This is a genomic window from Hyphomonas sp., from assembly GCF_041689225.1.
Taxonomy (GTDB): domain Bacteria; phylum Pseudomonadota; class Alphaproteobacteria; order Caulobacterales; family Hyphomonadaceae; genus Hyphomonas.
Genome location: NZ_JBDNGN010000151.1, coordinates 60,743 through 83,499, shown reverse-complemented (window position 1 = coordinate 83,499; position 22,757 = coordinate 60,743). Strand labels below are relative to the sequence as shown.

Sequence of the window (22,757 nt, the reverse complement as noted above, 5' to 3'; positions counted from 1 at the left end):
TAGACCTTGCGCACGATCGCAATGGTCATGCGCGCGCCTTCGACGATGACAGATTCGCCGGCAAGGATGGGGATCATCCGGTCGGCAGCTTCTGCGCCCCAGACCGAGTCGCCAACCTTGATCTGGCCGTTGCCGCCGGAGAAATCGCCCGTCGCCTGCCCGCGCTGGCCGACAAGGCCGGCCATGCGCTTGTTCAGCGTCGGGTGCTCCTCGACGCTGCCACGAAGACCCGAGAACAGCGTCCGGCCGAGGGCGACCAGGACGAAAGCGGCCCCGCCGAAGAAGACCAGCTGGCCCTGCCACGTCGCGTAGGTTTCCGGCGCGAAATAAGCGAACGCCCCGGTCAGCCAGGCGGCAATCGCCAGCATCATCAGGTCGAACGTGCCGGTCATCATCTCGATGCCGAACAGAACTAGGCCCAGGGCCAGCCAGTGCCAGACGGTGAGTTCGGTGAATAGCTGTTCCATGGTCCGGTTTCCTTTCGTCTACTCGCGGCGCGTCGGCGGCACGGCGCCGCCCTGCGGACGCGGATTCGCCTGCGCTTCTTTCGCGGCGCCGGTCAGGCCCTTGATGCCTTCGATGGTGCCGAGGATGCTGGAGAATTCCGCCGGAATGATGACCGTGCGCTGCTGCGGGCTGGTCGCCAGTTTCTCGAAGGCGGCGACATAGGCCTGGCCGAGGAAGTAGTTGATCGCGTTGACGTCGCCCTTGGCGATGGCCTCGCTGACCATCGCGGTCGCCTTGGCTTCGGCCTCGGCCTCGCGCTCACGCGCTTCAGCGTCACGGAAAGCCGCTTCGCGGCGGCCTTCGGCTTCGAGGATCGTGGCCTGCTTCTGGCCCTCGGCCTTGAGGATCGCCGACTGCTTGTCGCCCTCGGCGGTGAGGATTTCCGCCCGCTTCAGGCGCTCGGCCTTCATCTGGCGGTTCATGGCTTCGGTAATGTCGGCCGGCGGGCTGAGATCGGCGATCTCTATGCGCGTGACCTTGACGCCCCACGGATTGGTGGCGGCATCAATCACATGCAGCAGGCGGGCGTTGATATCGTCGCGGTTGGAGAGGACCTCGTCGAGGTCCATCGAGCCGACCACCGTACGGATATTGGTCAGGGACAGGTTCTGGATCGCGTTGTGTAGATTGTTCACCTCATAGGCCGCCGAAACGGCATCGATCACCTGGATGAATACGATCGCGTCGCACTTCATCATCGCATTGTCTTTGGTGATCACTTCCTGCTGGGGAATGTCCAGCACGGTCTCCATCATGTTCATCTTGCGCCCGACCTTCTGGTAGACCGGCATGATGAAGTGCAGGCCCGGGGTCAGCGTCTTGGTATATTTTCCGAAATTCTCGACCGTCCAGTTATAGCCTTGCGGCACCTGCTTGACCGTGGACAAGATCAGAATGACGGCGACGGCGAATACCAGCACGTATGCAATCGTTGAGACTTCCATGAATCCCTCTCCTTTGTAACCCTTATTCATGTGGGGGAGGGTTTGTCGATAATCAATAACAAACGAACAAAATCGGCGCGCCCGGTCCCCCCGAACGCGCCGATAATGACTTGATTTGTTTAACAGATACTACGCAAGCAGCCTTAAAGCTGGCCGAGCAGGTAATCGGCGCTGGAAACCTTGAATTCCGGCCCCTGCTCAACATTGAGCTCTGCGACGACGCCGTCTTTCACCAGCATGGAATAGCGCTGCGAACGCTTACCCATGCCGAAGCCCGATGCATCCATTTCAAGGCCGAGCGCCGTGGCGAAGGCGCCATTGCCGTCCGCCAGCATGCGCACGTCTTGTTCGGCGCCGGCAGACTTGCCCCAGGCGCCCATCACGAACACATCGTTGACCGACGTGCAGACGATTTCGTCGACGCCCTTGGCCTTCATGTCGCTGGCCTTGTCGACGAAGCCCGGCAGATGGCGAGCCGAACAGGTCGGCGTGTACGCGCCGGGCACGGCGAACAGCGCGATGGTCTTGCCGCCGAAAACGTCAGCTGTTGTTCGCGGCTGAGGACCGTCGCCCGTCATTTCCATGAAAGTTGCGTCTGGAAGCTTGTCACCAACCTTGATGCTCATCTGTCTGTCTCCTTGCAGGTTTGGCATTGGACATAGGGCCGACCTACTGTCGCCGCAAGCCGGATCGCCCTTGCCAAATTCCCAGCCATGCCTCAGCCTCGCCAGAATGGAGATCGTTAGCGCATGAATACAGACCTCACAGGCAGACTCCTGATCGCCCTGCCCAGCATCGGCGACTCGCGGTTTTCACGTTCGGTCATCCTGCTCTGCGCCCACTCACCGGACTTCGCGATGGGTATCGTGCTGAACAAACCGATGGACGGCATTCGCCTGCCGGAACTGTTCGAACAACTCGATGTGGAAACCGAACTCGGCGTGCCCGACACGTGTGTGCTCGACGGCGGCCCGGTCAGCACCGAGCGCGGCTTCGTCATCCACACCGACGACGTGATCAGCGAAGGCGCAACGCTCGAGATAGACGGCGCCCTCTGCATGACAGCCACTCGCGACATATTGCTGATGATCGGCTCCAGCGCGGCTCCGCGAAAATCGGTGCTCGCGCTAGGGTATTCCGGCTGGGGTGCCGGGCAGTTGGAGGAAGAACTCGCGGCCAACGCCTGGCTCGTCGGAGACCCCGACGACAACATCGTGTTCGGTGATGAGTACGACCTGAAATGGCAGCAAGCGTTAGGCCGCATGGGTGTTGATTCCGGGCGCCTCCAAGTCGATGGCGGTTCCGCCTGATCAGGCGACCAGGAAGGCGGCGGCCGATTCGGCATTCATCGGCCGGGCAAAGGCAAACCCCTGCACATGGTCGAAGCCAAGGCCGCGCAGCTTCACTGCATCATCCTTGTTTTCGACGCCCTCCGCCGTGCTCGTCATGCCAAGACGGCTCGCCAGTAGCGTAATCGTCGTCAGGATCGTGTCGATGCGTCTCTGGCCGAGGCGGCAGGTCAGGCCATGGTCGATTTTCAGGCTATCAGCAGGCAGGTCAGCCAGCCAGGCGAAGGACGAATGCCCTGTGCCGAAATCATCGAGCACAAGTCCGGCGCCAACGGCTTTCAGCGCCATCGCGGCGGCAAGCGCGTTGCCGACATTGCGCAGTGCCGCCTGCTCGGTCAGTTCGATCCTTAGCGCACCCGGCGGCAGCTTGTATCCGTTCATCAACGCCTCGACCAGGGCAGGCATGGTGCCCCGGGCAAGGTCGCGGGCCGTCAAGTTCACATGCATGAACACATCACCTCGGCCGGATTTTTCCCGCAGCATGGCAAGCGTCTCAGCGGACCGGATAAGCATGTTCGACGCGAGCGCTTCGTCTTCGTACCGGCTGGGGGGCGATGTGCCTTCCGCGCCGACCCAGCGGGCCAGCGCCTCAAAGCCGGCGATGCGGCCGTCGCGCAGGGAAATGATCGGCTGGTAGACAGGCGCCAGGTCCGGACCCGGTTTCAGGTCGGACGGATCGATTTCCGGGAAGTCGTCACCAACCAGCAACATTCCGCGCGCCTCGGATTGTCCGACGAATGCCCCGACGAGATGAACGTCGCGTCCATTCGAAAGACGCAAGGCACACCGCACCGGGCCATCGCCGGTTCCGAACGCCTTGCCGAGACGCCCGCGGCTAAGGCCTTCCAGCATCTGCTCCAGCGCATCTATCGACCAATCGCCCGACAGGTCGGAAAGGGCGGTCGCCTGAGGCGCCTCGATGAGCAGGCGCTGGGACGGCGCGTGCCAGTACCAGTTGCCGTGAGGCTGCGTTGTAGTGGATTTGGCCATCATGCTGAAGCTAACTGCGTTTCGGATGCCTGACGAGACCGAAAAGGACGTGGTCACGCCGCTCACCTGCAATCTCGAGATAGGCGCGAGCATAGCCCTCTTCCTCGAAGCCCGCCGCTTCGAGGACTTTACGCGACCGGTTGTTCTCGGCCAGCGTCCCGGCCTCAATCCGCCAGAGACGGAGATCCGCGAAAGCCCAGTCGCACACGGCGATCACGCTTTCGCGCATATAGCCCTTGCCTTCAAAGTCCGCCCCCAGCCAGTAACCGAGACTTGCGCTGGAAGCAGGCCAATTGCGTACATGTGTCAGAGAGGCGCCGCCAATGAGGGTATTGTCCGAAATGTTGCGTATCAGGAAGACATAAGCCTGCCCCGCCTTCCAGGCCGTCGTCCAGACTTTCAGGCGCCGCACCCAGTCGGCTTTCGAGTGGGCGTCGCCCGGCCAGAGTGGCTCCCAGGGCTCAAGGTGCTCACGGTTCGCCGAACGCAGCGCGGCCCAGTCGTCAAAGTCGGCCTTGCGGGGGGGTGTGAGAACTACGCGTTCTGCCGTGATCGAAGTATCGCGCTGCAGGACGGCCATCAGGGGGCCGCTTGCATCTTGGCTTCAATCACGCCGCGCACGGCCGCCACGTCTGCCGGAAGGCGGTCGAACACTTCGCCACGCGCCAGAAGCGAGCCGCAGCGATGAGGCAAGGGGGCGTCGAGGCCAGTGGCCTCTTTCACGGTCTCCGGGAACTTCGCAGCAGCTGCTGTCGCCAGCACCACGGTCACAACGTCGGTGCGCGGCGACTGGCGCGCCTCGAATGTGCCCACAGCCGTATGCGGGCAGATCAGCCAGCCGGTCTCGGATTCGAAGGTCGCCATTTCGGCAAGCGTGTCTGCATTGTTGACGGCTGACGCGGTGATGCCAACGCAGCCGAGTCGGTTCTTGGCGACGTCAGACAGCTCGGCCTCGCCCGCTTGTTTGTATCGGTCGTAGACGCTGCGCACGGCGTCGCCGTCGCGTCCAGTGGCTTCATAGAGCAGCCGCTCGAAATTGCTGGGCACGGAAATGTCCATGGCCGGGCTCGGGGTCGCCACCGCCGGCGCACGCGACATGATTCCGGTTTTGAACAGGCGTGCCAGTGCGTCATTCTCGTTGACGGCGCAGGCGATCTCGAAACCGCCGGTCATTAAGCCGCATCGTGCAGCGACATAGCCGGCGAGCGCATCACCCATGTTCCCGCTCGGCACGACGAAGCGGATCTTGCCGCCGAGGGCGGCCTGCGCGGTAGCGTAATACACTGACTGCGCTGCGATACGGGCCCAGTTGATCGAATTGACCCCCGAAAGGCCGACGCCGTCGACAAAAGCCTTATCGGCGAACAGGGATTTCACGATCGCCTGACAGTCATCGAAGTCGCCATCGAGGGCGAGATTGGTAACATTGGGCGCGCCGGTCGTGGTCATGAACAGGCGCTGGACGGGCGAGATGCGCTCGTGCGGGTGCAGGATGAAGAGATCAGCATGCTTCGCGCCAGCAAAGGCGGCGGCTGCCGCACCGCCCGTGTCGCCCGATGTTGCGCAGACGATGGACAAGCGCCTGCCCGTCTTGCCGAGCATATAGTCATAAAGCTGGGCGATGATCTGCATCGCCACATCCTTGAAGGCCAGTGTCGGGCCGTGATGCAGTTCCATCAGCCAGAGGCCGGGACCGGCCTGTGTCAGCGGCGCGACCGAATGGTGGGCAAAGCTCGCATAGGCGCGTTCACACATGGCCAGCATATCGGCCTCGGGAATGGCATCGCCTGCGAAGGCTGACAGGATGCGCGCGGCGACGTGCGCATAAGGTTCATCTGGCCTGGGCGGCGCAATCTGCGGATAGGTCTCTGGCACGTATAGGCCACCATCCGGCGCTAGGCCCGCAAGGCAGGCGCCGATGAAGTCAACCGGTGCGGCCTGTCCGCGTGTCGAGACATATTTCACGCATCGCTCCCCTTGCGCAGCCGCAGACGGCCCTTTTGGTGATGGAAGGCGAGATACACGCCGAGCAGCGCCATGGCGAGCCCCCACCAGGTGATCGCATAACCGAAATGACGCTGCGGCGGCAGTTTGAAGTCGGCGCGGACACGGGCGAACGGATTGTCGCTGACCATGGTGCGGCCATTCTCGCTGAGTTGGATCGTGTCAGGTTCGAACACGCGGCCGTGCACGCGGCTGGCCTCGCCAGCTGGCAGGAGCGTCGCGAGAACAGCGGGATCCAGTGTGTAGAAGATGCCCGTTTCCGGGCTGTCGGTTCCGCTGAAGGCATTGCGCCCGCGCGGCACCTGGTAAAGGCCGCGCGCGGCAAAGCGCAGGCCGGCGCCGCATTCGGGGCCCTGGCACGGCTGTGGCGGCTCGACCTGGTAAATCACCTCGGTCGGCGTGAAGACGATCTCCTCGCCCGTGTCGATGGCGACGAAGCGCCGCCATGCGGCAGCCGCGTCAATATAGGAATAGACCATGGCCTCACTGCCCGGCACGACCGTTCCGTCAATCACCGTCCATTCCAGCTCGGACTTGTCCAGCGCCATCTTTTCGAGGAAGCGGCCATACTGCCAGTTACCGAGCCAGACCAGCAGCGCGAGGCTGAGCACGGTGAACAGTGTCAGCACGGGCATCGGACGAAACGACATGGGGGCAGGCCTCTTAAGAAAAAGGCCCGCCGGGCGGTTGGACGCGCCGGCGGGCCTGGGATCGAACCAGGTTCGCTTGAAGGCGCTTACTTGCCGCCCTCGAAAATCAGGTATGGCGCAACGTACACGAAGGCGAAGAGGAACAGCCACACCACGTCGACGAAGTGCCAGTACCAGGCAGCGAATTCGAAGCCGAGGTGCTTTTGCGCGGTCATGCCGCCCATGATCAGGCGCATCAGGCAGATGGCGAGGAAGATGGTACCGATGACAACGTGCGCACCGTGGAACCCGGTGGCCATGAAGAAGGCCGAACCATAGAGCGTGCCATCAAAAGTGAAGCCGGCATGGCTGTATTCGATCACCTGAAGCGCGGTGAAGCCCATGCCGAGAAGGACGGTCAGCAACAGGGCCAGCTTGGCACCGGAACGATCATTGTGCTGCAGCGCGTGGTGCGCCCACGTCACAGTGGTACCTGACAGGAGCAAGACCAGCGTGTTGATCAGCGGAAGGTGGAAGGGGTCGAACGTCTCGACACCTACCGGCGGCCAGTCCTTGAAACGGGACAGCGCATCGGCATAAAGCGGGTTGGTCGCATCCCATGTGTCGCCGACACGCGCGTGCGCAAAGATCGAGAATTCGAAAAAGCCCCAGAACCAGGCCACGAAGAACATGACTTCCGAGACAATGAACAGGATCATCCCGTAGCGCAGGCCAATGCTGACAACCGGCGTATGGTCGCCGAGAGCGCCTTCTTTGGCGACTTCGCGCCACCAGCCAATCATCACATAAGCGACCATGGCAAAACCGATAGCCATCAGCCACCAGGTGCCTTTTTCAAGACCGAAAAGGCCCTTCATATAGGTCACGCCGCCGACGGCCAGCGTCAGAACGGCCAGCGAGCCGATCAGTGGCCAGGGTGAGGCACTTACGAGGTGGTAGTCGTGTTTGACGTCGCCGCTGGACATGGCTTGGAAAACCCCTTGAAATTATCACGTATAGCTTTGCGCTGTTTAGCCCCCTCCGCGCCAAAAACGCAACTGGTTCAGCCTGGGCGGGCTGAATTCGCCGCACCCCGGGCTTCCTGCTTGAGCGAGCCTTTATAGGCCGTGCTGTCGAAAAATGTGTAGCTGAGCGTGATCGTCTCAAGTTGCCCGGCCACGTGATCCTCGATCATGTCTGGGGAAATGAAGTAGACGACCGGCAGTTTCTTCGATTCGCCCGGCGCGATTACACGCTCTTCGAAGCAGAAACATTCCAGCTTGTAGAAATACGGCCCCGCAAAATGTGGCGTCACATTATAGCTCGCGATGACGCGAATCGGTTTGCTCGTCGGGTTCTCGACCTCGAAAAAGGCAAGGCCGTGCTGGCCGATCCTGACTTTCTGGTCGCGTTGGAGAGGACGGAAGACCAGGGCCGTGTCGGCCACGTTCGCATCGAACCGGACGGTAATCTCCTGATCGAGGATTTCCTTCGGCGCACGCGTCGCGATCCGGGTCGTGCCGCCAAAGCCGGTGACCTGACAAAAACTCTTGTAGAGCGGCTCAGCCATGAAGGCGAGGCCGAGCATGCCGACGAAGACGGCGCCAGCGATGAGACCCATGTTGCGGTTGGACAATTTCATTCCGGTGCCTCGCCGGGCTCAAGTCCCGCTGGCGGAGCGGCCTGCTCCTCGGTCATGCCCGGCGGCAGGGCCGGCGCTTCGCCGACTGGCGCGCGGCCGTCACTATTGCTGTAGTAGAAGCCGGCCCCCTCGCTGAGGTCGGTGTTCGACAGACGGATGACGGTTGTCACAGCGACAAGGACGACAAAGCCGAACAGGGCCAGTCCCAGCCAGAAATTCCGCCTCTTGCGGGCGGCAATCGCCTCCGGCGCCATGCGCGGCGCATCCATGAACTCGCCGGCGTACGGCTCTTTCTCGTCGGTCATCTAGAAACCCTTCACAGCGAAATACAGGCCGGTCGCATGCTCGATGATCAGCGCGGCAAAGACGATGAACAGGTAGAGGATCGAGAACAGGAACATCGAGCGCGCCAGTTTCTTCTCGGCTGCCGTGCAATCGGCATCCCCGGCTTTCGACCGGAAAACCCGAACGGCATAGGTCATGAAGACCGCGCCCAGCACCACTGCCGTGACCGCATATATCCAGCCGCCGAGACCGGTCACGACAGGCGTCAGCGCCAGCGGAACCAAGACGATCGTATAGAGCAACATCTGCAGGCGGGTCGCCTTGGCGCCATGCGTCACGGGCAGCATGGGCACGCCGGCCTTCTCGTACTCGCCATGCGCCAGCAGGCTGAGCGCCCAGAAGTGCGGCGGCGTCCAGAAGAAGATGATTGCAAACAGGATCCACGCATCGAGCGGCGTGTTGCCGGTGACAGCGGCCCAGCCGATGACCGGCGGGAACGCCCCTGCCCCACCGCCAATGACAATGTTCTGCGGCGTCGAGCGCTTCAGCCACATCGTGTAGATGACGCCGTAATAGAAGATCGAAAAGGCGAGCAGCGCCGCCGCCAGCCAGTTCGACGCCAGCCACATCAGCATCACCGAGACGCCGGACATGATCAGGCCCATGGCGAGGGCCTCCTCGCGCGGCACGGCGCCGGACGGGATCGGACGCGTGGATGTGCGCGTCATGATCGCGTCGATGTCGGAATCGAACCACATGTTGATCGCGCCGGCCGCACCCGACCCCAGGGCCACGGCCAGCAGCGCGATGGCGCCCATCAGCGGATTGATCGGCGTCTGCGTGACACTTGCGGCCGCGATGAGGCCAGCCGCTGCCGTGAAGACGACGAGCATCATGATGCGCGGCTTCATCAGGTTCACATAATCGCTCGCCGTGGCGTAGCGCTTTGCGGGAGTGGCGGGGGCGTCGGTCATGGTCATAGCCTTATGGGGCATTCAAGCGAAACGGCCCATACGCCTTTTCAGCGCAGGGCCGCCCGATTCTCGTATCCGTGTGCAGGCCCGAAGACGGGGTCGGCAACGCAAGCGTCTAGTGGCCGCCCTTGTTCGTGACGTGCGGCAGCTCGTTATACTGGTGGAATGGCGGCGGCGAAGGCAGCGTCCATTCCAGCGTTGTTGCACCTTCGCCCCATGGATTGGCGACACCCTTGCGACGGCGGATCATCGCTTCGGCAAGGCCGATAAAGAAGACCAGCGTGGCGGCAAGCGTGATCGCATAACCGATCGACGACACGAGGTGCCAGGTGTGGAAGCCGTCGGCGTAATCGATGTAGCGGCGTGGCATGCCCTGCAGGCCGAGGAAGTGTTGTGGGAAGAACAGCACGTTCGAACCGATGAACATCAGCCAGAAGTGCAGGCCGCCGATCATGCCATTATACTTGATGCCGAACATCTTCTCGAACCAGTAATACCAGCCTGCGAACAGGCCGAACACGGCGCCGAGCGACAGCACATAGTGGAAGTGTGCCACGACATAATAGGTGTCATGCAGGGCATGGTCGATACCGGCATTGGCAAGCACCACACCCGTCACACCGCCGACGGTGAACAGGAAGATGAAGCCGATGGCCCAAAGCATTGGCACCTTGAAGTCGATGGAGCCGCCCCACATCGTTGCGATCCACGAGAAGATCTTGATGCCCGTGGGCACCGCGATCACCATGGTGGCTGCGATGAAATAGGCTTTCAGGTCAACGTTCATACCAACCGTGTACATGTGGTGCGCCCACACGACGAAGCCGATGACGCCGATCGAGACCATGGCATAGGCCATGCCGAGATAGCCGAAGATCGGCTTTTTCGAGAAGGTCGACACGATGTGACTGACGATGCCGAAGGCCGGCAGGATCATGATGTAGACTTCCGGGTGACCGAAGAACCAGAACAGGTGCTGGAACATGACCGGGTCGCCGCCACCTGCCGGATTGAAGAATTGCGATCCGAAATTACGGTCGGTCAGCAGCATGGTGAGCGCGCCCGCCAGAACCGGCAGTGCGAGCAGAAGAAGGACAGCCGTGACGAGAACGCCCCAGGCGAACAGCGGCATTTTGTGCATGGTCATGCCAGGCGCACGCATGTTCAGGATGGTCACAATGAAGTTGATCGCGCCGAGGATGGACGCAATACCGGCCGTGTGCAGCGACAGGATCAGCACGTCCATGGCTGGACCGGGGTGGCCCGTTGTCGAGGAAAGCGGAGGATACAGAACCCAGCCGCCGCCGAAGCCGTTACCAGCCGAGTTGCCCGGAACAGTCATTGAAATACAGGCGAGCACGAAACCGGCAACCGTCAGCCAAAACGAAATATTGTTCATCCGCGGGAAGGCCATGTCCGGCGCACCGATCATCAGCGGCACCATCCAGTTACCGAAACCGCCAATCAGCGCCGGCATCACCATGAAGAAGATCATGATCAGGCCGTGATAGGTGATCACGGTATTGTAGAAATGCTTGGCATGCGTGATGGCCGCGTCGCCCTGCACGCCCTGGAAGTGTTCGACGATCCAGAGCATCGGCCCGATGCCCGGCTCAGCCAGTTCCCAACGGATCAGGCCCGACAGCGTGTAGCCGACGATACCCGCAAACATCGCGAAGATGAGATAGAGTGTGCCGATGTCCTTGTGGTTCGTCGACAGGAACCAGCGCTTGAAAAAGCCGGGCTTGTGATCGTGGGCATCGTCGTGATGGTCGAGGGCGATTTCATCCATTGGCATGACGGATCTACTCTTCTTTGAAAGCTTAATGGTTAGCGGCGAGCTGGGTGCTCGGCTCAAGGGCGGCCATGGTCCGAACGGACGCGGCGGCGGCGTCATAGTCGCCGGCTAGCATCAGTTGGGCCCAGGCATCGAACTGGTCCTGCGGCACGACACGCACCTCGATCGGCATGTAGGCATGATCAACGCCGCAAAGCTCGGAACACTGGCCGTAATAGACGCCCGGCTCGTCAACCAGGAACCAGCCCTCGTTGAGGCGGCCTGGCACGGCATCCGTCTTCACGCCGAAGGCAGGCACGGTCCACGAATGGATCACGTCAGCGGCAGCGGTGTAGTAGCGAACATAACGACCCGCCGGGATGACCATCGGATAGTCAACTGCGAGGTTGCGCGGACGTACGTCCGTGTCGGTCGGGTCGTTCGATGTGCCCTTGTAGATGGAGTTCGAAACGAATTCGAGCGGTAGGCCCTCAGAATCAACGATGTCAGGATAGGAATAGGTCCAGTTCCACTGGTTGCCCTGCGCCTTGACGTTGACGAAGCCCTTCGCGGCAGCATCCGGGAAATAGTTCTTGGTGTAGCGCTCGTACTCGGCCGACTTGCCGTCAGCCAGCAGGGCGGCTGATTCGGTCTGGATCTTTTCGAGGTTCGGCACCACGTCCTGATAGTAGAGGTTCGGGAAAGACAGGCCGGCAATCGCGACCAGGATCAGCGCCGGAACGACCGTCCAGATCACTTCGATCAGCGAATTGTGGCTGAACTTGCGCGGTATAGGATTGGCCTTGCGATTGTAACGCACCATGACCCAGACCAGCAGAAGCGACACGAAGATCGTGATCGCCGTAATGATCCACATGACATAGTCATCGTGGAAGAAGTGGATGCGCTCAGCAATGCGTGTTGCAGCGGGCTGGAAGCCGAGCGCCCCGTCGACGGGGACGGCAGCGAAGGCCGGTGCAGCCAGTATTGAAGCGCACAAGGCGGCAAAGAAGTGTCGCACGAAGGAATCCTCGTCTCGTTGGAATTGCTCAGATGGGTCTATACCAGACCGCCCCGGCAACCCAGCAGTTTTGACGCTCAATATTGTCGCAGGCGCTCGCGGCTGGGGGGAACTCGTGCTATTCTTACAAAAAATAAAAGGACAGGGAGACGACAATGGTAAAATTCCCCGCGCTCGCGTTGATTGCATTGACGCTGTCGGCACCTATGGCCATTGCCCAGGTATCGATCATCGGAGGCGGCGTCGCGAAGGACTGTTACGAGGCCGCCAAGTATCAGCGTGTTTCCGCCAGCGCCGGTGAGAAAATCTGCACCAAGGCCATAGAAGCCGAGATCATGAACCTGACGAACAAGTCCGCCACCTATACCAATCGCGGCGTGTTGCGCATGCGTGACGGTAGGCTCGAGGCGGCCCTTTCGGACTATGACATCGCCAAACGGCTGAACCCGAACGAAGGCGCGACCTACCTCAACGAGGGCGCGGCCCATATCATGCGCAAGGATTACAATGCGGCGATGGTGTCGCTGAACAAGGCGATCGAACTCGATTCCCACGATCTCTACGCAGCCTACTACAATCGCGCGATCGCCAGGGAACACACAGGTGACATCCAGGGCGCCTATTTCGACTTCAAACGGGCAGATGAACTGAACCCTGAGTCGGACCTGGCCAAGCGCCAGATGGAACGGTTCCAGATCACGACGAACTGATCGTCGGGATACCCTCGCGCGCAGGGCCCTGAACGTACGTTAGAAAGGAGTGGAACCAATTTCCATTCCTGTCGTTTCATTTTCCAGAACCCACAATGGAAAAGGAAACACAACATGCTGCGTTGGGCCATCATCTTTCTCGTCGTCGCGCTGGTCGCGGCTGTCCTCGGCTTCAGCGGCATTGCAGGCACGGCCGCCGGCATCGCCAAGCTCTTGGCGCTGATCTTCGTCATACTCTTCGTCGTATCGCTCGTCTTCGGTGGCTTGCGTCGTAGATGACTTCCGACGCATCCAGCAATTCGGATGAAACACTGCGAGCGCCCAGCCATCAAGGCTGGGCGCTCGTTGGCATTTTCTGGATCATGGCCCTGAGCGTCCTGACGATCGCGCCGGGCCTTATTGTTCCGATTGTCACGGCGATGATGCTGGCGCTGATCTTCAGCCCGGTCCGCCGAGCGATGGACCGTTTCGGCTTCTCATCGGGCGTCTCGGCGGCCATCATCCTTCTGACCCTGCTCGGCTCGATCGGCACGCTCGGCTATTTCGTGTCCGGTGCCGTGCAGGACCGCCTCGCCGGCCCCCCGCACATGATCGAAGAAATCGGTGACAAGCTGAATGAGCTGACAGGTACCGTCCAGCCGGTCATGGATGCCACCGAGCAGATCGAACACATCGCCGGCAAGGAACCCGCCACGGACACAGTCACCATTCGCGAGCCGGGCTTCCTGGCCGGATTTACCGACAAGATGCCCGTCATGGCCGGCCAGGTCGTGATCTGCCTGACCCTCGCCTTCTTCCTGATCGCGTCCGGAGACCTGTTCTACGAAAAGCTTGTGCAGGTGATGCCGACGCTGAAGGATAAACGGCGCGCACTCGCTGTGGCCCGGGCGATCGAGAACCAGCTGTCGGTCTACCTGCTGACCATCACCCTCATCAATATGGGCCTTGGCGTCGCCATCGGCCTCGCAATGTGGGCCATCGGCATGCCGGACCCGGTCCTGTTCGGTCTCGCCGGCTTCCTGTTGAACTATATTCCCTATATTGGGGCGATGGCCGGGGTCGGCATTTCCTTCCTCGTCGCGTTGGTAAGTTTTGATTCGGCCGCGGCAGCCATCCTGCCTGCGGTCGTCTATTGGGGCCTGACCTCGTTCGAGGGACAGTTCGTGACCCCGGTCATGGTCGGCCGACGACTGCGGCTCAATGCCGTGGTCGTGTTGGTCTCGTTCGCGCTCTGGGCCTGGCTCTGGTCATTCATGGGCATGCTTCTGTCCACGCCGATGCTGCTGACCATGAAAGTCGTCTCCGACCATGTGCCCGGCATGTCCGGCTTCGGAAAGTTCCTGGCTGACCGGGATGAGCTCTCTCGCTCCGACCGGCGCATCCTGAAATTCATTTTTGGCCGTGATGTTCAGCTCAGCAAGCGCCAGTAAGCCTGGCAAGCCCGAGCGGCGGACGCGAACCCTGTGCCCCTGCCCGACGCCAAGCCACCAGCCTAGCCGATTGTGCGTCGATGACAGGGTTTGCCCTTGCTGCGGGCGCCGATCACCCGCATTTAGGATGGATGACCCAGACCCAATTGCCTTTCGATGTCGCCCGCGCTGCGGATATCCTGTCTGACGCCGTGTCCGGCGGAGATGACGGTGACCTGTTCATTGAGCGCTCACGCTCTGAAAGTTTCATGTTCGATGACGGGCGGCTGAAATCGGCCGCCTTTGATACAGACCAGGGCTTCGGCCTGCGGGTCGTCGCTGGCGAAGCGCAGGGCAGTGGCTATGGCTCCGAGCTGTCCTTGGGCGCGATTACCCGCGCGGCGCAGACAGCCTCGCAGGCCAAGCGCGGCTATTCCGGCAAACTGGCCGACGGTCCGCATCCGACCAACCGCCGCCTGTATGCGCCGATCGACCCGACATCGGCGCCCGACTTCACGGTCAAGACCGGCCTGCTCGCCGAGATCGATGCCTGGACACGGGCGCTTGATCCACGCGTCGTGCAGGTCTCGGTATCGCTTGCCGGCAGCCACCGGGAGATCGATATCATCCGCCCGGACGGCGCGATGTTCTCCGAGATACGTCCGCTGGTCCGCCTCAATGTTTCCGTGACACTGGAAGAAAGCGGCCGGCGCGAATCCGCCAGCGCTGGTGCAGGCGGCCGTGCGGCCTATGACGAGTGGATCCAGCCGGGCCGCTGGCAGGACCTCGTCCGCCGCGCCCTCGGAAAGGCTTCGGTCAACCTGCAATCCATTCCGACCCCGGCAGGCGTCATGGAAGTCGTGCTCGGCCCTGGCTGGCCGGCCGTGCTGCTGCACGAAGCTGTCGGCCATGGCCTCGAAGGCGATTTCAACCGCAAGGGCACCAGCGTCTATGCTGGCCGGATCGGCGAACAGGTGGCGGCCAAAGGCGTCACCGTGATCGACGATGGCAGTATCGAGGCACGCCGCGGCTCGCTTTCCTTCGATGACGAGGGCACGCCGACCCAGCGCACGGTCCTGATCGAGGACGGCATCCTGAAGGGCTATATGCAGGACCGGCTGAACGCCCGCCTGATGGGCGTCGCCCCGACCGGCAATGGCCGCCGCGAAAGCTATGAGGCCCAGACCATGCCCCGGATGACCAATACTGTCATGCTGGGCGGCGACAAGGACCCTGCCGAGATCGTCGCATCGATCAAGCGCGGCCTGTGGGCGGTCGATTTTGGTGGCGGACAGGTCGATATCACATCCGGCAATTTCGTGTTCCAGTGCACCGAGGCCTATCTCGTCGAGGACGGAAAGATCGTCGCGCCGGTCAAGAATGCCACTCTGATCGGCCATGGGCCAACCGTGCTTCAGCAGATCTCTATGATCGGCAACGATTTCGCCATGGATGACGGCGTCGGCGTGTGCGGCAAGGGCGGGCAGTCAGTGCCGGTGGGCGTCGGACAGCCAACCCTTAAGGTCGGTGCCTTGACCGTAGGCGGCGCCGGATAAAATTCCTGTCATTTTAACGGGAGACTCTTGCGGCCTCACGGAGGTTTTGCCACTTTGTTGCGACATTGACCAAGGGCCAAGCCCCCTGGCGGCGCAGAGGTGAGTGACGGCGATGAGAGTTCAGTTCCTGGGACTGGTATGCGGGGCCCTCGGCTTTGGCGGCGCGGCGATGGCGGATGTGGAAACCCTGAGTGCCGATTCAGCTTTCCAGATGTCCCAGAAAGGCGAGCTCATCCTGATCGACGTGCGCACGCCGTCAGAATGGGCCATGACCGGCATGCCGCGTGATAGTGTGGGTGCCACACTTCAGGATATCGACTTTGTGGCACGCGCGCGGGGAGCCGTTTACGGCGATCTCGAGCAGCCCGTCGCAGTGATCTGCAAATCAGGCAACCGATCGACCTCTGCGGCCGAGAAACTGGCCGCAGAAGGCTTCGCCCACGTGTTCAACGTGACCGAAGGCATGACGGGTCATCTTGGCTCCGGTGACGGTTGGATCAAACGCGGCCTGCCGACCGATCCCTTCAATCCCCCGATGCGATAGACCTGTTTTCATCCGAAACGAAAAAGGGCGGCCCGCTAAGGCCGCCCTTTTGTTTGAGCCTCGTAGCACGGCTAGACCATCGTGCCTTCGTCCGTTTTCATCCAGCTCTTGATCAGCGGCGAGATCAGCAACATCACGACCGCAATGCCGATCCCGATATAGCCCACCGAACTATAGACGCTGATATAGGTTGCCTTAGCCGCAGCGACATCGGTCAACTGGCCGCCAATGGTCTCAGACCCCGTGGACCGGGCGATAATGCCGGCGAGGAAATTCGACAGTCCCGAATAGAGGAACCAGGCGCCCATCGTCATGCCAACGACTTGTGCTGGCGCGAGCTTGGTCACGGCTGACAGGCCGACAGGTGACAGCATCAGTTCTGCCATCGTGTGTATCCAGTAGATCAGGAAAATGAACAGGACCGGCGTCATGGCCGACGGACCGACCGTCTGGATGCCTGCCACAAGGGCGAGAAAGCCAAGGCCGACACCGAAGACGCCAATGGCAAATTTCACCGGAGTCGATGGTTCCTTGTCACGCTTGGCCAGCCATATCCACAACCAGGCGATGATCGGCGCAAAAATGAAGATGAAGGCGGCATTGAGTGACTGGAACACCGGCGCCGGAACCGACCAACCAAACAGTGAACGGTCAACAAGGCGATCCGTGAACAGGTTCAGTGAAGAACCCGCCTGCTCGAACAGAGCCCAGAACGGGATCTGCGCCAGCACGAAATAGATCGCGGCAAACATCCGGTTCCGCTCAGTCCCTTTGAGGCGCAGCATCGCGTATCCGACGAGGAACAGGAACATCAGGATGCCGATCGGGCCAAGAATGCCGCCGACAATCTCTTCATTCATCACGAGCAGCATCGAAACACCGATCATCAAGAGACCGGCGAGATAGCAGGCCCATTCCACGTTGATCGGGCCAAGAACAGACTGCCGCAGCTTTTCAGCATCCGGCGGATCCGCGCGGCCACCAAGGTATTTCTGGCCCCAGAGGAACACGACCAGGCCAGCCAGCATGCCGATGCCTGCCAGGCCAAAGCCCCAAGCCCAGCCATAGACGATGCCGAGGATCCCGCAGGTGATCGACGACAGGAATGCGCCGAGGTTGATGCCCATGTAGAACAGGGTGAAACCGGAATCGCGGCGTGCGTCGCCGACACCGTAGAGTGCGCCCACGATGGTCGAGATATTCGCCTTGAGGAAGCCGACCCCGGCAATGATCAGGGCAAGCGACAGGAACAGGATGTTCTTGTACAGGTCCTGCTGGATGATCTTCGTGTCATAGCTGGCCCGGTCGATACGCTCGGGCAGGCCCATCAGTGCCGGGTCGCCGATCACGAGTTCATTGGTTTCATTGTCGAAACTGATCGGGGAGACCTTGTCGCCCTGAACGATGATCTGGTTGCCGTCGCCGCCGCGACCATCAAGGGTCAGTTCGTATTCGGCGCCGTTGATCGTGGCGATCTGTTGCGAGCCGGAGCCCTCGAACGCCATGCCAAAATGCCCGAGGACCAGCAGGATTGCCCCGAATGTCACGGCTTTCCGCTGGCCGAGATACTTGTCGGCGAGCGTGCCGCCAATGATCGTCATGACATAGACCAGCGCCGTATAGGCGCCGTAGATCAGCGCCGATTTCTCGTCCGAGAACAGGAAGTGCTGGGTTAGGTAGATGATCAGCAGGCCGCGCATCCCGTAAAAGGAAAAGCGCTCCCACATCTCGGTCAGGAACAGGATCAGCAGGCCCTTCGGGTGTCCGAAAAAGCTGGTGTCTCCCGCCACGGGATCCGTTTTTGATACTGGAATGTCTGTCACAGTGGCCCTCCCCAGGCTCGTTGCAGTCTGTGGTGCGCCATCCGCGCAGGGGGCCAGTTTGACCATGCGCCGGGCAAAGGCTCAAGGCAATTTGTGCTTATGCGCAGCTCCAAAGGCGCAAAAGCGCGCCCCTAATACGCCTCTTCCGCGAAAATCGGTCGCACATCGCGATTCCAGGCGCTGTAATAGCGGGCCAGCAAGCGGTCGGCAGGGGTGAGGCCGGTGGTTGCTATGTCATCGAGTTCGGTGAGGTAGCCGGTCTCGTCGTCCCCTGACGTGGAGAGGTTCGCCCGGTTCTTCAGGCCCTGCCGGGAGAGCACGAGCACCTGTTTGGCGAGGTCCTGCATCGAACCGCCGCCGGGAATAGGCGTCCGCAAGCCCAGTGTCCGCACGCCCTGGCGCATCGATTCGCGGTCGGCTGCCGTCCAGTCCTTCACGAGGTCCCAAGCGCCATCGAGGCAGTCCGGGCAATACAACAGGCCCGTCCAGAAAGCGGAGAAGGCGCACAGGCGGCTCCACGGGCCGGCATCGGACCCGCGCATTTCGAGGAATTGCTTTAGGCGCACTTCCGGGAAAATCGTCGAGAGATGATCGATATAATCGTCCATGGCTGGCTTTTCGCCCGGCAGGATCGGCAGCTTTCCGGCCATAAAGTCGCGGAAACTGAGGCCGCTGGCATCGAGATACTCGCCCTTGCGGCGGACGAAATACATCGGCACGTCGAGCGCATAGTCGACATATTGCTCGAAGCCGAACCCCTCTTCGAACACGAAAGGCAACATGCCCGTTCGGTCGGGGTCGGTATCTGTCCATATCTGCGAGCGATAGGACACGAAGCCGTTCGGGCGCCCGTCGAGGAAAGGCGAGTTGGCAAACAGGGCCGTGCCGAGCGGCTGCAAGGCCAGCGACACGCGGAATTTCTTCACCATGTCGGCTTCCGAGCCGAAATCGAGATTTGTCTGCACGGTGCAGGTGCGGAACATCATCTGGCGGCCAAGGCGGCCGACCTTGTCCATGTAATTGGTCATGATGCGGTAGCGGCCCTTGGGCATGACCGGTGTTTCCGCAAGGCTCCAGAGCGGGCTGGCGCCGGCACCAAGGAACGCCACACCCAGTGGTTCAGCCACCTGGCGCACTTCTTCCAGATGGCGCCCGACTTCATTGCAGGTCTGGTGGATGGTTTCGAGCGGCGCGCCGGAGAGTTCGAACTGGCCGCCGGGCTCGAGCGAGACGCTGGCGCCGTTCTGTTTCAAGCCGATCAGGTGGCCACCCTCGACAATCGGCTCCCAGCCGAACTGGTCGCGCAGGCCTTCAAGCATAGCGCGAATCGAGGCGTCGCCCTCATACGGCAGCGGGCGCAAGCCGTCCTTGATGAAGCCGAATTTCTCGTGTTCCGTGCCGATCCGCCAGTCCGCCATGGGCTTTGACCCTGCGGCAAGATAATCAACCAGTTCGGACTTGGATTCGATACGTGCGGAGGACTCGTCGATGTCCGACGTCGGTGTGGTCATCAGGTGCCTCCCATGAATCGGCGATGGAAGTGCACATAGGGATGTTTCATCCGAACGCCAACCGGGTTATCTTAACCTTCAAACTGAGATTTTAGAGGGACTAGCGTGAACAGGCTGAAGGCAGACGAGCGTGACGACCTGAAAATGTGGGCACATATCCACGTACGGGGCGGCTATGAGGAAATCGATGAGATCGAAGACATTCTGTTCGAACTCACCGAGGACTTCGAGACGACCATGTCCGAACGTGACCGCCGGGTGGAGGTGCGCCAGGTGCTGGTCACGGCGGTGCAGGCACTGGTCGACGAGCAGGAAAACTGGCCGGTGCTGACCGACTATGACCGCCTCGAACTGGCCATGGACACGCTGGAAGACAATGGCATTGTCGCCCGGCAAAACTTCACTTGCTGCGGCAATTGCGGCGCTGCCGAAATCGGCGTCGAGATTGAAGACTACGAAGCCATGGGCCACCTCGCCCGGGGCTATGTCTTTTTCCACCAGCAGGACACCGAAAGCGCCGTTGAAGGCCACGGACTGTATTTCAGCTATGGCGCGGCGCGTTCGGAGATGGACGTCGCTCATATCGCCATCGCGCAGGAATTGTTCGACCTGTTGCAGGCCGTCGGCCTGCAACCGCACTGGGACGGCAAGATCGATCACCGCGTCGGCGTCGTACTCGACTGGAAGCGCCGCTGGGTCGACGACGTGCCCATGCCGCTGAAGCGCTGGTCGTTCTAGGCCGACAACAAGCCCGGGCCCGTCCTTCGACTTCGCTCAGGATGAGCCCTCCGGGGCCATGTTTGCAGAAGCTCATCCTGAGCGAAGTCGAAGGACGAGCCGGTAGACCTAACCCCAATCCCCACACAAGGCCTGCCACAAGGTCATCGCCGCCACTGCAGCCGTTTCGGCGCGCAGGATGCGCGGGCCGAGGCTGACGGGATGAGTGCTGGCGCGGGCGCGCAGGTGGGCGCGTTCGGCGGGGCTGAAGCCACCTTCGGGACCGATCAGGATGGCAGCGGGCTGGCCCTTGAGGGCCGGCAGTATTTCCGCCATCGGGCGGGCCCGGCCGGACTGGCCGCCCCAGGGCGCCTCTGCCTCGTCGCCCGCCTCGTCGCAGAAGATCAGCGCCGTGCCGAATGGCAAGGCCGCCAGCGCCGCGTCGAGGCTGGTGGCGTCACTCACGTCCGGCAGGTCAAGGCGTTCGGTCTGTTCGGCCGCTTCGAGGGCGATTTTCTGGAACCGGTCGAGGCGGACGGTCCGGGTCTGGGTGCGTTCGGTGATCACGGGCTGGATCCGGGCAGCGCCAAGCTCGGTGGCCTTCTCGACGATGAAATCGGTCTCGGACTTCTTCACCGGGGCAAAGAGGAGCGTCAGCTGCGCGCAGCCGTTCGTCTCCTGCTGGCGCAACTGGTCCACGGGCGTCAATTCGGCCCGGCGGCCCTCAATCTTGTTGATCTCGGCGCGCCACTCACCGTGGCGGCCATTGAAGACGCGGGCGGCGTCACCCAAGCCAAGGCGCATGACGCGGATCAGGTAGTTTGCCTGCCCCTCGTCGAGCGCAAAGGCTTCTCCTTCGACAAGATCACTGTTCACGAAAAGGCGAGGCATGGAACTCATTGGCGCTCTATATGCCTATATAGGATTGAAGTTAAGCCGAAGGATCGCCTCATGAGCACGCCAGTCGTCACCTCGATCAACCCCGCCACCGGAGACGTGCTGCAAAGCTTTACGCCGCTGGCCAGCGCCAATCTCGATGCAGCCATCGAACGGGCGGATGACAGCTTCCGGACATGGCGCCTGACAAGCTTCACCGAGCGGTCGCGCCTGATGCACAAGGCCGCCGACATCCTGGAGAACCGAAAGGACGCCTATGCCCGCACGATGGTGCTGGAAATGGGCAAGCCGCTGCGCGAAGCCGTGGCGGAGGTGGAGAAATGCGCCCTCGTCTGCCGCCACTATGCCGAGCATGCAGAAGCCTACCTGGCCGACGAGCCGATCAAGACCGAGGCGAAACGCTCCTATGTGCGCCACTTGCCGGTTGGCCCGGTGCTGGCCGTGATGCCGTGGAATTTTCCATTCTGGCAGGTTTTCCGCTTTGCCGCACCGACCTTGATGGCGGGCAATGTCGGCCTGTTGAAACATGCCTCGAATGTCTGGGGCTCGGCCATGAATATCGAGGCGGTGTTTCGCGAGGCCGGATTCCCGGACGGTTGTTTCCAGACGCTGCTTATCGGCTCGAAAGCCGTCGAGGGCATTATCCGCGACCCGCGCGTGAAAGCCGTGACGCTGACCGGCTCGGGCCCCGCCGGGCGGGCCGTGGCCAGTGTTGCCAGTGAGGAGCTGAAGCCGTCGCTGCTGGAGCTCGGTGGATCGGACGCGTTCATCGTGATGCCGTCAGCTGACATGAACAAGGCGGTGGATACGGCGGTGAAGTCACGCACACGGAATAATGGCCAGTCCTGCATCGCGGCGAAGCGTTTCTTCGTTCACGCCGATGTCTACGACGCGTTCACCGAGGCCTTCGTGGAGAAGATCCAAGCGCTGCGCGTCGGCGATCCGCTGCTGGAGGAGACGGATATCGGGCCGCTGGCGACAGAAGCGATCCGCGACGAACTGGCCGAGCAGGTCGCGGCGACGCTGAAGGGCGGCGCGAAGCGGATCAGCACGCCGGCAAAGGTGGATGACAAAGGCTGGTGGTTTGCACCGCAGGTGCTGGCCGAGGCACCGGACGGCACGCCGGGCGCGGACGCGGAAATGTTCGGACCGGTGGCGAATGTCTGGCGCGTCAAAAGCCTGAGCGAGGCGATCAGCAGGGCCAACCGGAGCGATTACGGCCTCGGCTCTGCGATCTTCACGCAGGATGAGGGCGAGATCGAACAGGCCGTGCGCGACCTTGAAGCAGGTTCCACCTTCGTCAACGCACTGGTTGCCTCAGATCCGCGGCTGCCCTTTGGCGGGGTAAAACAGTCCGGCTACGGACGCGAACTCGCGGCGGACGGTATCAAGTCGTTCGTCAACCGCAAGACCGTTTCGATCAGCTAAGCCGATAACCGGCATCAACCTTCGGTGCCCAGCTTGCCTG

The 22,757-nt window shown here is 61.6% G+C and carries 24 protein-coding genes; 8 read left to right on the top strand and 16 right to left on the bottom strand.

Annotated elements, in window-relative coordinates; all coding sequences use genetic code 11:
• The 3 genes from ACESNB_RS15150 to ACESNB_RS15140 form a co-directional block, all read right to left on the bottom strand.
• Positions 1 to 467: NfeD family protein (locus ACESNB_RS15150; RefSeq protein ID WP_373008782.1), on the bottom strand; the 467-nt coding region annotated here is incomplete at its 3' end.
• An 18-nt stretch (positions 468 to 485) separates the two neighbouring features.
• Positions 486 to 1,451 carry an SPFH domain-containing protein gene (locus ACESNB_RS15145; RefSeq protein ID WP_373008780.1) on the bottom strand — a complete coding sequence of 322 codons (966 nt, stop codon included), beginning with the start codon at positions 1,449 to 1,451 and terminating at the stop codon, positions 486 to 488.
• Between the two features lie 143 nt (positions 1,452 to 1,594).
• Positions 1,595 to 2,077: a peroxiredoxin gene (locus tag ACESNB_RS15140; RefSeq protein WP_373008778.1), complete on the bottom strand. Its 483-nt coding sequence runs from the start codon at positions 2,075 to 2,077 to the stop codon at positions 1,595 to 1,597.
• Between the two features lie 123 nt (positions 2,078 to 2,200).
• Here ACESNB_RS15140 and ACESNB_RS15135 point away from each other — a divergent pair, with 123 nt between their 5' ends.
• Complete coding sequence (locus ACESNB_RS15135) at positions 2,201 to 2,761, top strand: YqgE/AlgH family protein (RefSeq protein WP_373008776.1); 561 nt, start codon at positions 2,201 to 2,203, stop codon at positions 2,759 to 2,761.
• On the opposite strand, the gene ACESNB_RS15130 is transcribed toward ACESNB_RS15135, so the two are convergent.
• The 10 genes from ACESNB_RS15130 to coxB form a co-directional block, all read right to left on the bottom strand.
• Positions 2,762 to 3,847 carry an EAL domain-containing protein gene (locus ACESNB_RS15130; protein WP_373008774.1) on the bottom strand — a complete coding sequence of 362 codons (1,086 nt, stop codon included), beginning with the start codon at positions 3,845 to 3,847 and terminating at the stop codon, positions 2,762 to 2,764. It abuts the gene before it with no gap.
• On the bottom strand, positions 3,801 to 4,370 hold the full coding sequence (locus tag ACESNB_RS15125; protein WP_373008771.1) for a GNAT family N-acetyltransferase: 570 nt from the start codon (positions 4,368 to 4,370) through the stop codon (positions 3,801 to 3,803). Before ACESNB_RS15125 ends, ACESNB_RS15130 begins: the two co-directional genes overlap by 47 nt.
• Positions 4,370 to 5,755, bottom strand: coding sequence for a threonine synthase (thrC, locus tag ACESNB_RS15120; protein ID WP_373008769.1), 1,386 nt, complete (start codon positions 5,753 to 5,755; stop codon positions 4,370 to 4,372). Before thrC ends, ACESNB_RS15125 begins: the two co-directional genes overlap by 1 nt.
• Entirely contained in the window at positions 5,752 to 6,444 is a 693-nt protein-coding gene (locus tag ACESNB_RS15115) for an SURF1 family cytochrome oxidase biogenesis protein (RefSeq protein WP_373008767.1), read from the bottom strand. Before ACESNB_RS15115 ends, thrC begins: the two co-directional genes overlap by 4 nt.
• Positions 6,445 to 6,530: 86 nt before the next feature.
• Positions 6,531 to 7,409, bottom strand: coding sequence for a cytochrome c oxidase subunit 3 (locus ACESNB_RS15110; protein WP_373008765.1), 879 nt, complete (start codon positions 7,407 to 7,409; stop codon positions 6,531 to 6,533).
• Between the two features lie 77 nt (positions 7,410 to 7,486).
• A complete protein-coding gene (locus ACESNB_RS15105) occupies positions 7,487 to 8,065 on the bottom strand; it encodes a cytochrome c oxidase assembly protein (protein ID WP_373008763.1) in 579 nt (192 codons plus the stop codon).
• Complete coding sequence (locus ACESNB_RS15100; RefSeq protein WP_373008761.1) at positions 8,062 to 8,370, bottom strand: hypothetical protein; 309 nt, start codon at positions 8,368 to 8,370, stop codon at positions 8,062 to 8,064. The genes ACESNB_RS15105 and ACESNB_RS15100 overlap by 4 nt, the downstream gene beginning before the upstream one ends.
• Positions 8,371 to 9,324 carry a heme o synthase gene (cyoE, locus tag ACESNB_RS15095; protein ID WP_373008759.1) on the bottom strand — a complete coding sequence of 318 codons (954 nt, stop codon included), beginning with the start codon at positions 9,322 to 9,324 and terminating at the stop codon, positions 8,371 to 8,373.
• A gap of 115 nt (positions 9,325 to 9,439) precedes the next feature.
• Positions 9,440 to 11,122, bottom strand: a complete 1,683-nt coding sequence (gene ctaD / locus ACESNB_RS15090; protein ID WP_373008757.1) for a cytochrome c oxidase subunit I — start codon at positions 11,120 to 11,122, stop codon at positions 9,440 to 9,442.
• 25 nt (positions 11,123 to 11,147) lie between these two features.
• On the bottom strand, positions 11,148 to 12,122 hold the full coding sequence (coxB, locus tag ACESNB_RS15085; RefSeq protein WP_373008755.1) for a cytochrome c oxidase subunit II: 975 nt from the start codon (positions 12,120 to 12,122) through the stop codon (positions 11,148 to 11,150).
• Positions 12,123 to 12,277: 155 nt separating this feature from the next.
• Here coxB and ACESNB_RS15080 point away from each other — a divergent pair, with 155 nt between their 5' ends.
• The 5 genes from ACESNB_RS15080 (at position 12,278) to ACESNB_RS15060 (ending at position 16,341) form a co-directional block, all read left to right on the top strand.
• A complete protein-coding gene (locus tag ACESNB_RS15080; protein WP_373008753.1) occupies positions 12,278 to 12,832 on the top strand; it encodes a tetratricopeptide repeat protein in 555 nt (184 codons plus the stop codon).
• A 114-nt stretch (positions 12,833 to 12,946) separates the two neighbouring features.
• Positions 12,947 to 13,111 (top strand): DUF1328 domain-containing protein, encoded by a 165-nt coding sequence (locus tag ACESNB_RS15075; protein ID WP_373008751.1) that lies wholly within the window; start codon positions 12,947 to 12,949, stop codon positions 13,109 to 13,111.
• Complete coding sequence (locus ACESNB_RS15070; protein WP_373008749.1) at positions 13,108 to 14,262, top strand: AI-2E family transporter; 1,155 nt, start codon at positions 13,108 to 13,110, stop codon at positions 14,260 to 14,262. Before ACESNB_RS15075 ends, ACESNB_RS15070 begins: the two co-directional genes overlap by 4 nt.
• A gap of 131 nt (positions 14,263 to 14,393) precedes the next feature.
• On the top strand, positions 14,394 to 15,797 hold the full coding sequence (tldD, locus tag ACESNB_RS15065; protein WP_373008747.1) for a metalloprotease TldD: 1,404 nt from the start codon (positions 14,394 to 14,396) through the stop codon (positions 15,795 to 15,797).
• A 112-nt stretch (positions 15,798 to 15,909) separates the two neighbouring features.
• The gene (locus ACESNB_RS15060; RefSeq protein ID WP_373008745.1) at positions 15,910 to 16,341 is read left to right on the top strand and encodes a rhodanese-like domain-containing protein; all 432 of its coding nucleotides are present in this window, start codon (positions 15,910 to 15,912) and stop codon (positions 16,339 to 16,341) included.
• Positions 16,342 to 16,412: 71 nt separating this feature from the next.
• On the opposite strand, the gene ACESNB_RS15055 is transcribed toward ACESNB_RS15060, so the two are convergent.
• Together ACESNB_RS15055 and ACESNB_RS15050 are read right to left on the bottom strand one after the other, a co-directional pair.
• Positions 16,413 to 18,068: a peptide MFS transporter gene (locus ACESNB_RS15055; RefSeq protein ID WP_373008792.1), complete on the bottom strand. Its 1,656-nt coding sequence runs from the start codon at positions 18,066 to 18,068 to the stop codon at positions 16,413 to 16,415.
• Between the two features lie 227 nt (positions 18,069 to 18,295).
• A complete protein-coding gene (locus tag ACESNB_RS15050; protein WP_373008743.1) occupies positions 18,296 to 19,675 on the bottom strand; it encodes a glutamate--cysteine ligase in 1,380 nt (459 codons plus the stop codon).
• A gap of 105 nt (positions 19,676 to 19,780) precedes the next feature.
• On the opposite strand from ACESNB_RS15050, the gene ACESNB_RS15045 reads away from it, so the two are divergent.
• The gene (locus ACESNB_RS15045) at positions 19,781 to 20,413 is read left to right on the top strand and encodes a hypothetical protein (protein WP_373008741.1); all 633 of its coding nucleotides are present in this window, start codon (positions 19,781 to 19,783) and stop codon (positions 20,411 to 20,413) included.
• Positions 20,414 to 20,521: 108 nt separating this feature from the next.
• Here ACESNB_RS15045 and ACESNB_RS15040 read toward each other — a convergent pair whose 3' ends face one another.
• Complete coding sequence (locus ACESNB_RS15040) at positions 20,522 to 21,283, bottom strand: 16S rRNA (uracil(1498)-N(3))-methyltransferase (protein WP_373008739.1); 762 nt, start codon at positions 21,281 to 21,283, stop codon at positions 20,522 to 20,524.
• A gap of 60 nt (positions 21,284 to 21,343) precedes the next feature.
• Between ACESNB_RS15040 and ACESNB_RS15035 the strand changes: the two genes are divergently transcribed.
• A complete protein-coding gene (locus ACESNB_RS15035; RefSeq protein ID WP_373008737.1) occupies positions 21,344 to 22,717 on the top strand; it encodes an NAD-dependent succinate-semialdehyde dehydrogenase in 1,374 nt (457 codons plus the stop codon).
• The last annotated feature ends 40 nt before the right edge of the window (positions 22,718 to 22,757 follow it).

Bases quoted from the DNA above. Each gene is read 5' to 3' on its own strand.
- ACESNB_RS15145 (WP_373008780.1), bottom strand. From the start codon at position 1,451: ATGGAAGTCTCAACGATTGCATACGTGCTGGTATTCGCCGTCGCCGTC.
- ACESNB_RS15140 (WP_373008778.1), bottom strand. From the start codon at position 2,077: ATGAGCATCAAGGTTGGTGACAAGCTTCCAGACGCAACTTTCATGGAA.
- ACESNB_RS15135 (WP_373008776.1), top strand. From the start codon at position 2,201: ATGAATACAGACCTCACAGGCAGACTCCTGATCGCCCTGCCCAGCATC.
- ACESNB_RS15125 (WP_373008771.1), bottom strand. From the start codon at position 4,370: ATGGCCGTCCTGCAGCGCGATACTTCGATCACGGCAGAACGCGTAGTT.
- ACESNB_RS15115 (WP_373008767.1), bottom strand. From the start codon at position 6,444: ATGTCGTTTCGTCCGATGCCCGTGCTGACACTGTTCACCGTGCTCAGC.
- ACESNB_RS15110 (WP_373008765.1), bottom strand. From the start codon at position 7,409: ATGTCCAGCGGCGACGTCAAACACGACTACCACCTCGTAAGTGCCTCA.
- ACESNB_RS15105 (WP_373008763.1), bottom strand. From the start codon at position 8,065: ATGAAATTGTCCAACCGCAACATGGGTCTCATCGCTGGCGCCGTCTTC.
- ACESNB_RS15100 (WP_373008761.1), bottom strand. From the start codon at position 8,370: ATGACCGACGAGAAAGAGCCGTACGCCGGCGAGTTCATGGATGCGCCG.
- cyoE (WP_373008759.1), bottom strand. From the start codon at position 9,324: ATGACCGACGCCCCCGCCACTCCCGCAAAGCGCTACGCCACGGCGAGC.
- ctaD (WP_373008757.1), bottom strand. From the start codon at position 11,122: ATGCCAATGGATGAAATCGCCCTCGACCATCACGACGATGCCCACGAT.
- ACESNB_RS15080 (WP_373008753.1), top strand. From the start codon at position 12,278: ATGGTAAAATTCCCCGCGCTCGCGTTGATTGCATTGACGCTGTCGGCA.
- ACESNB_RS15075 (WP_373008751.1), top strand. From the start codon at position 12,947: ATGCTGCGTTGGGCCATCATCTTTCTCGTCGTCGCGCTGGTCGCGGCT.
- ACESNB_RS15070 (WP_373008749.1), top strand. From the start codon at position 13,108: ATGACTTCCGACGCATCCAGCAATTCGGATGAAACACTGCGAGCGCCC.
- tldD (WP_373008747.1), top strand. From the start codon at position 14,394: ATGACCCAGACCCAATTGCCTTTCGATGTCGCCCGCGCTGCGGATATC.
- ACESNB_RS15060 (WP_373008745.1), top strand. From the start codon at position 15,910: ATGAGAGTTCAGTTCCTGGGACTGGTATGCGGGGCCCTCGGCTTTGGC.
- ACESNB_RS15055 (WP_373008792.1), bottom strand. From the start codon at position 18,068: ATGTGGGAGCGCTTTTCCTTTTACGGGATGCGCGGCCTGCTGATCATC.
- ACESNB_RS15050 (WP_373008743.1), bottom strand. From the start codon at position 19,675: ATGACCACACCGACGTCGGACATCGACGAGTCCTCCGCACGTATCGAA.
- ACESNB_RS15040 (WP_373008739.1), bottom strand. From the start codon at position 21,283: ATGCCTCGCCTTTTCGTGAACAGTGATCTTGTCGAAGGAGAAGCCTTT.
- ACESNB_RS15035 (WP_373008737.1), top strand. From the start codon at position 21,344: ATGAGCACGCCAGTCGTCACCTCGATCAACCCCGCCACCGGAGACGTG.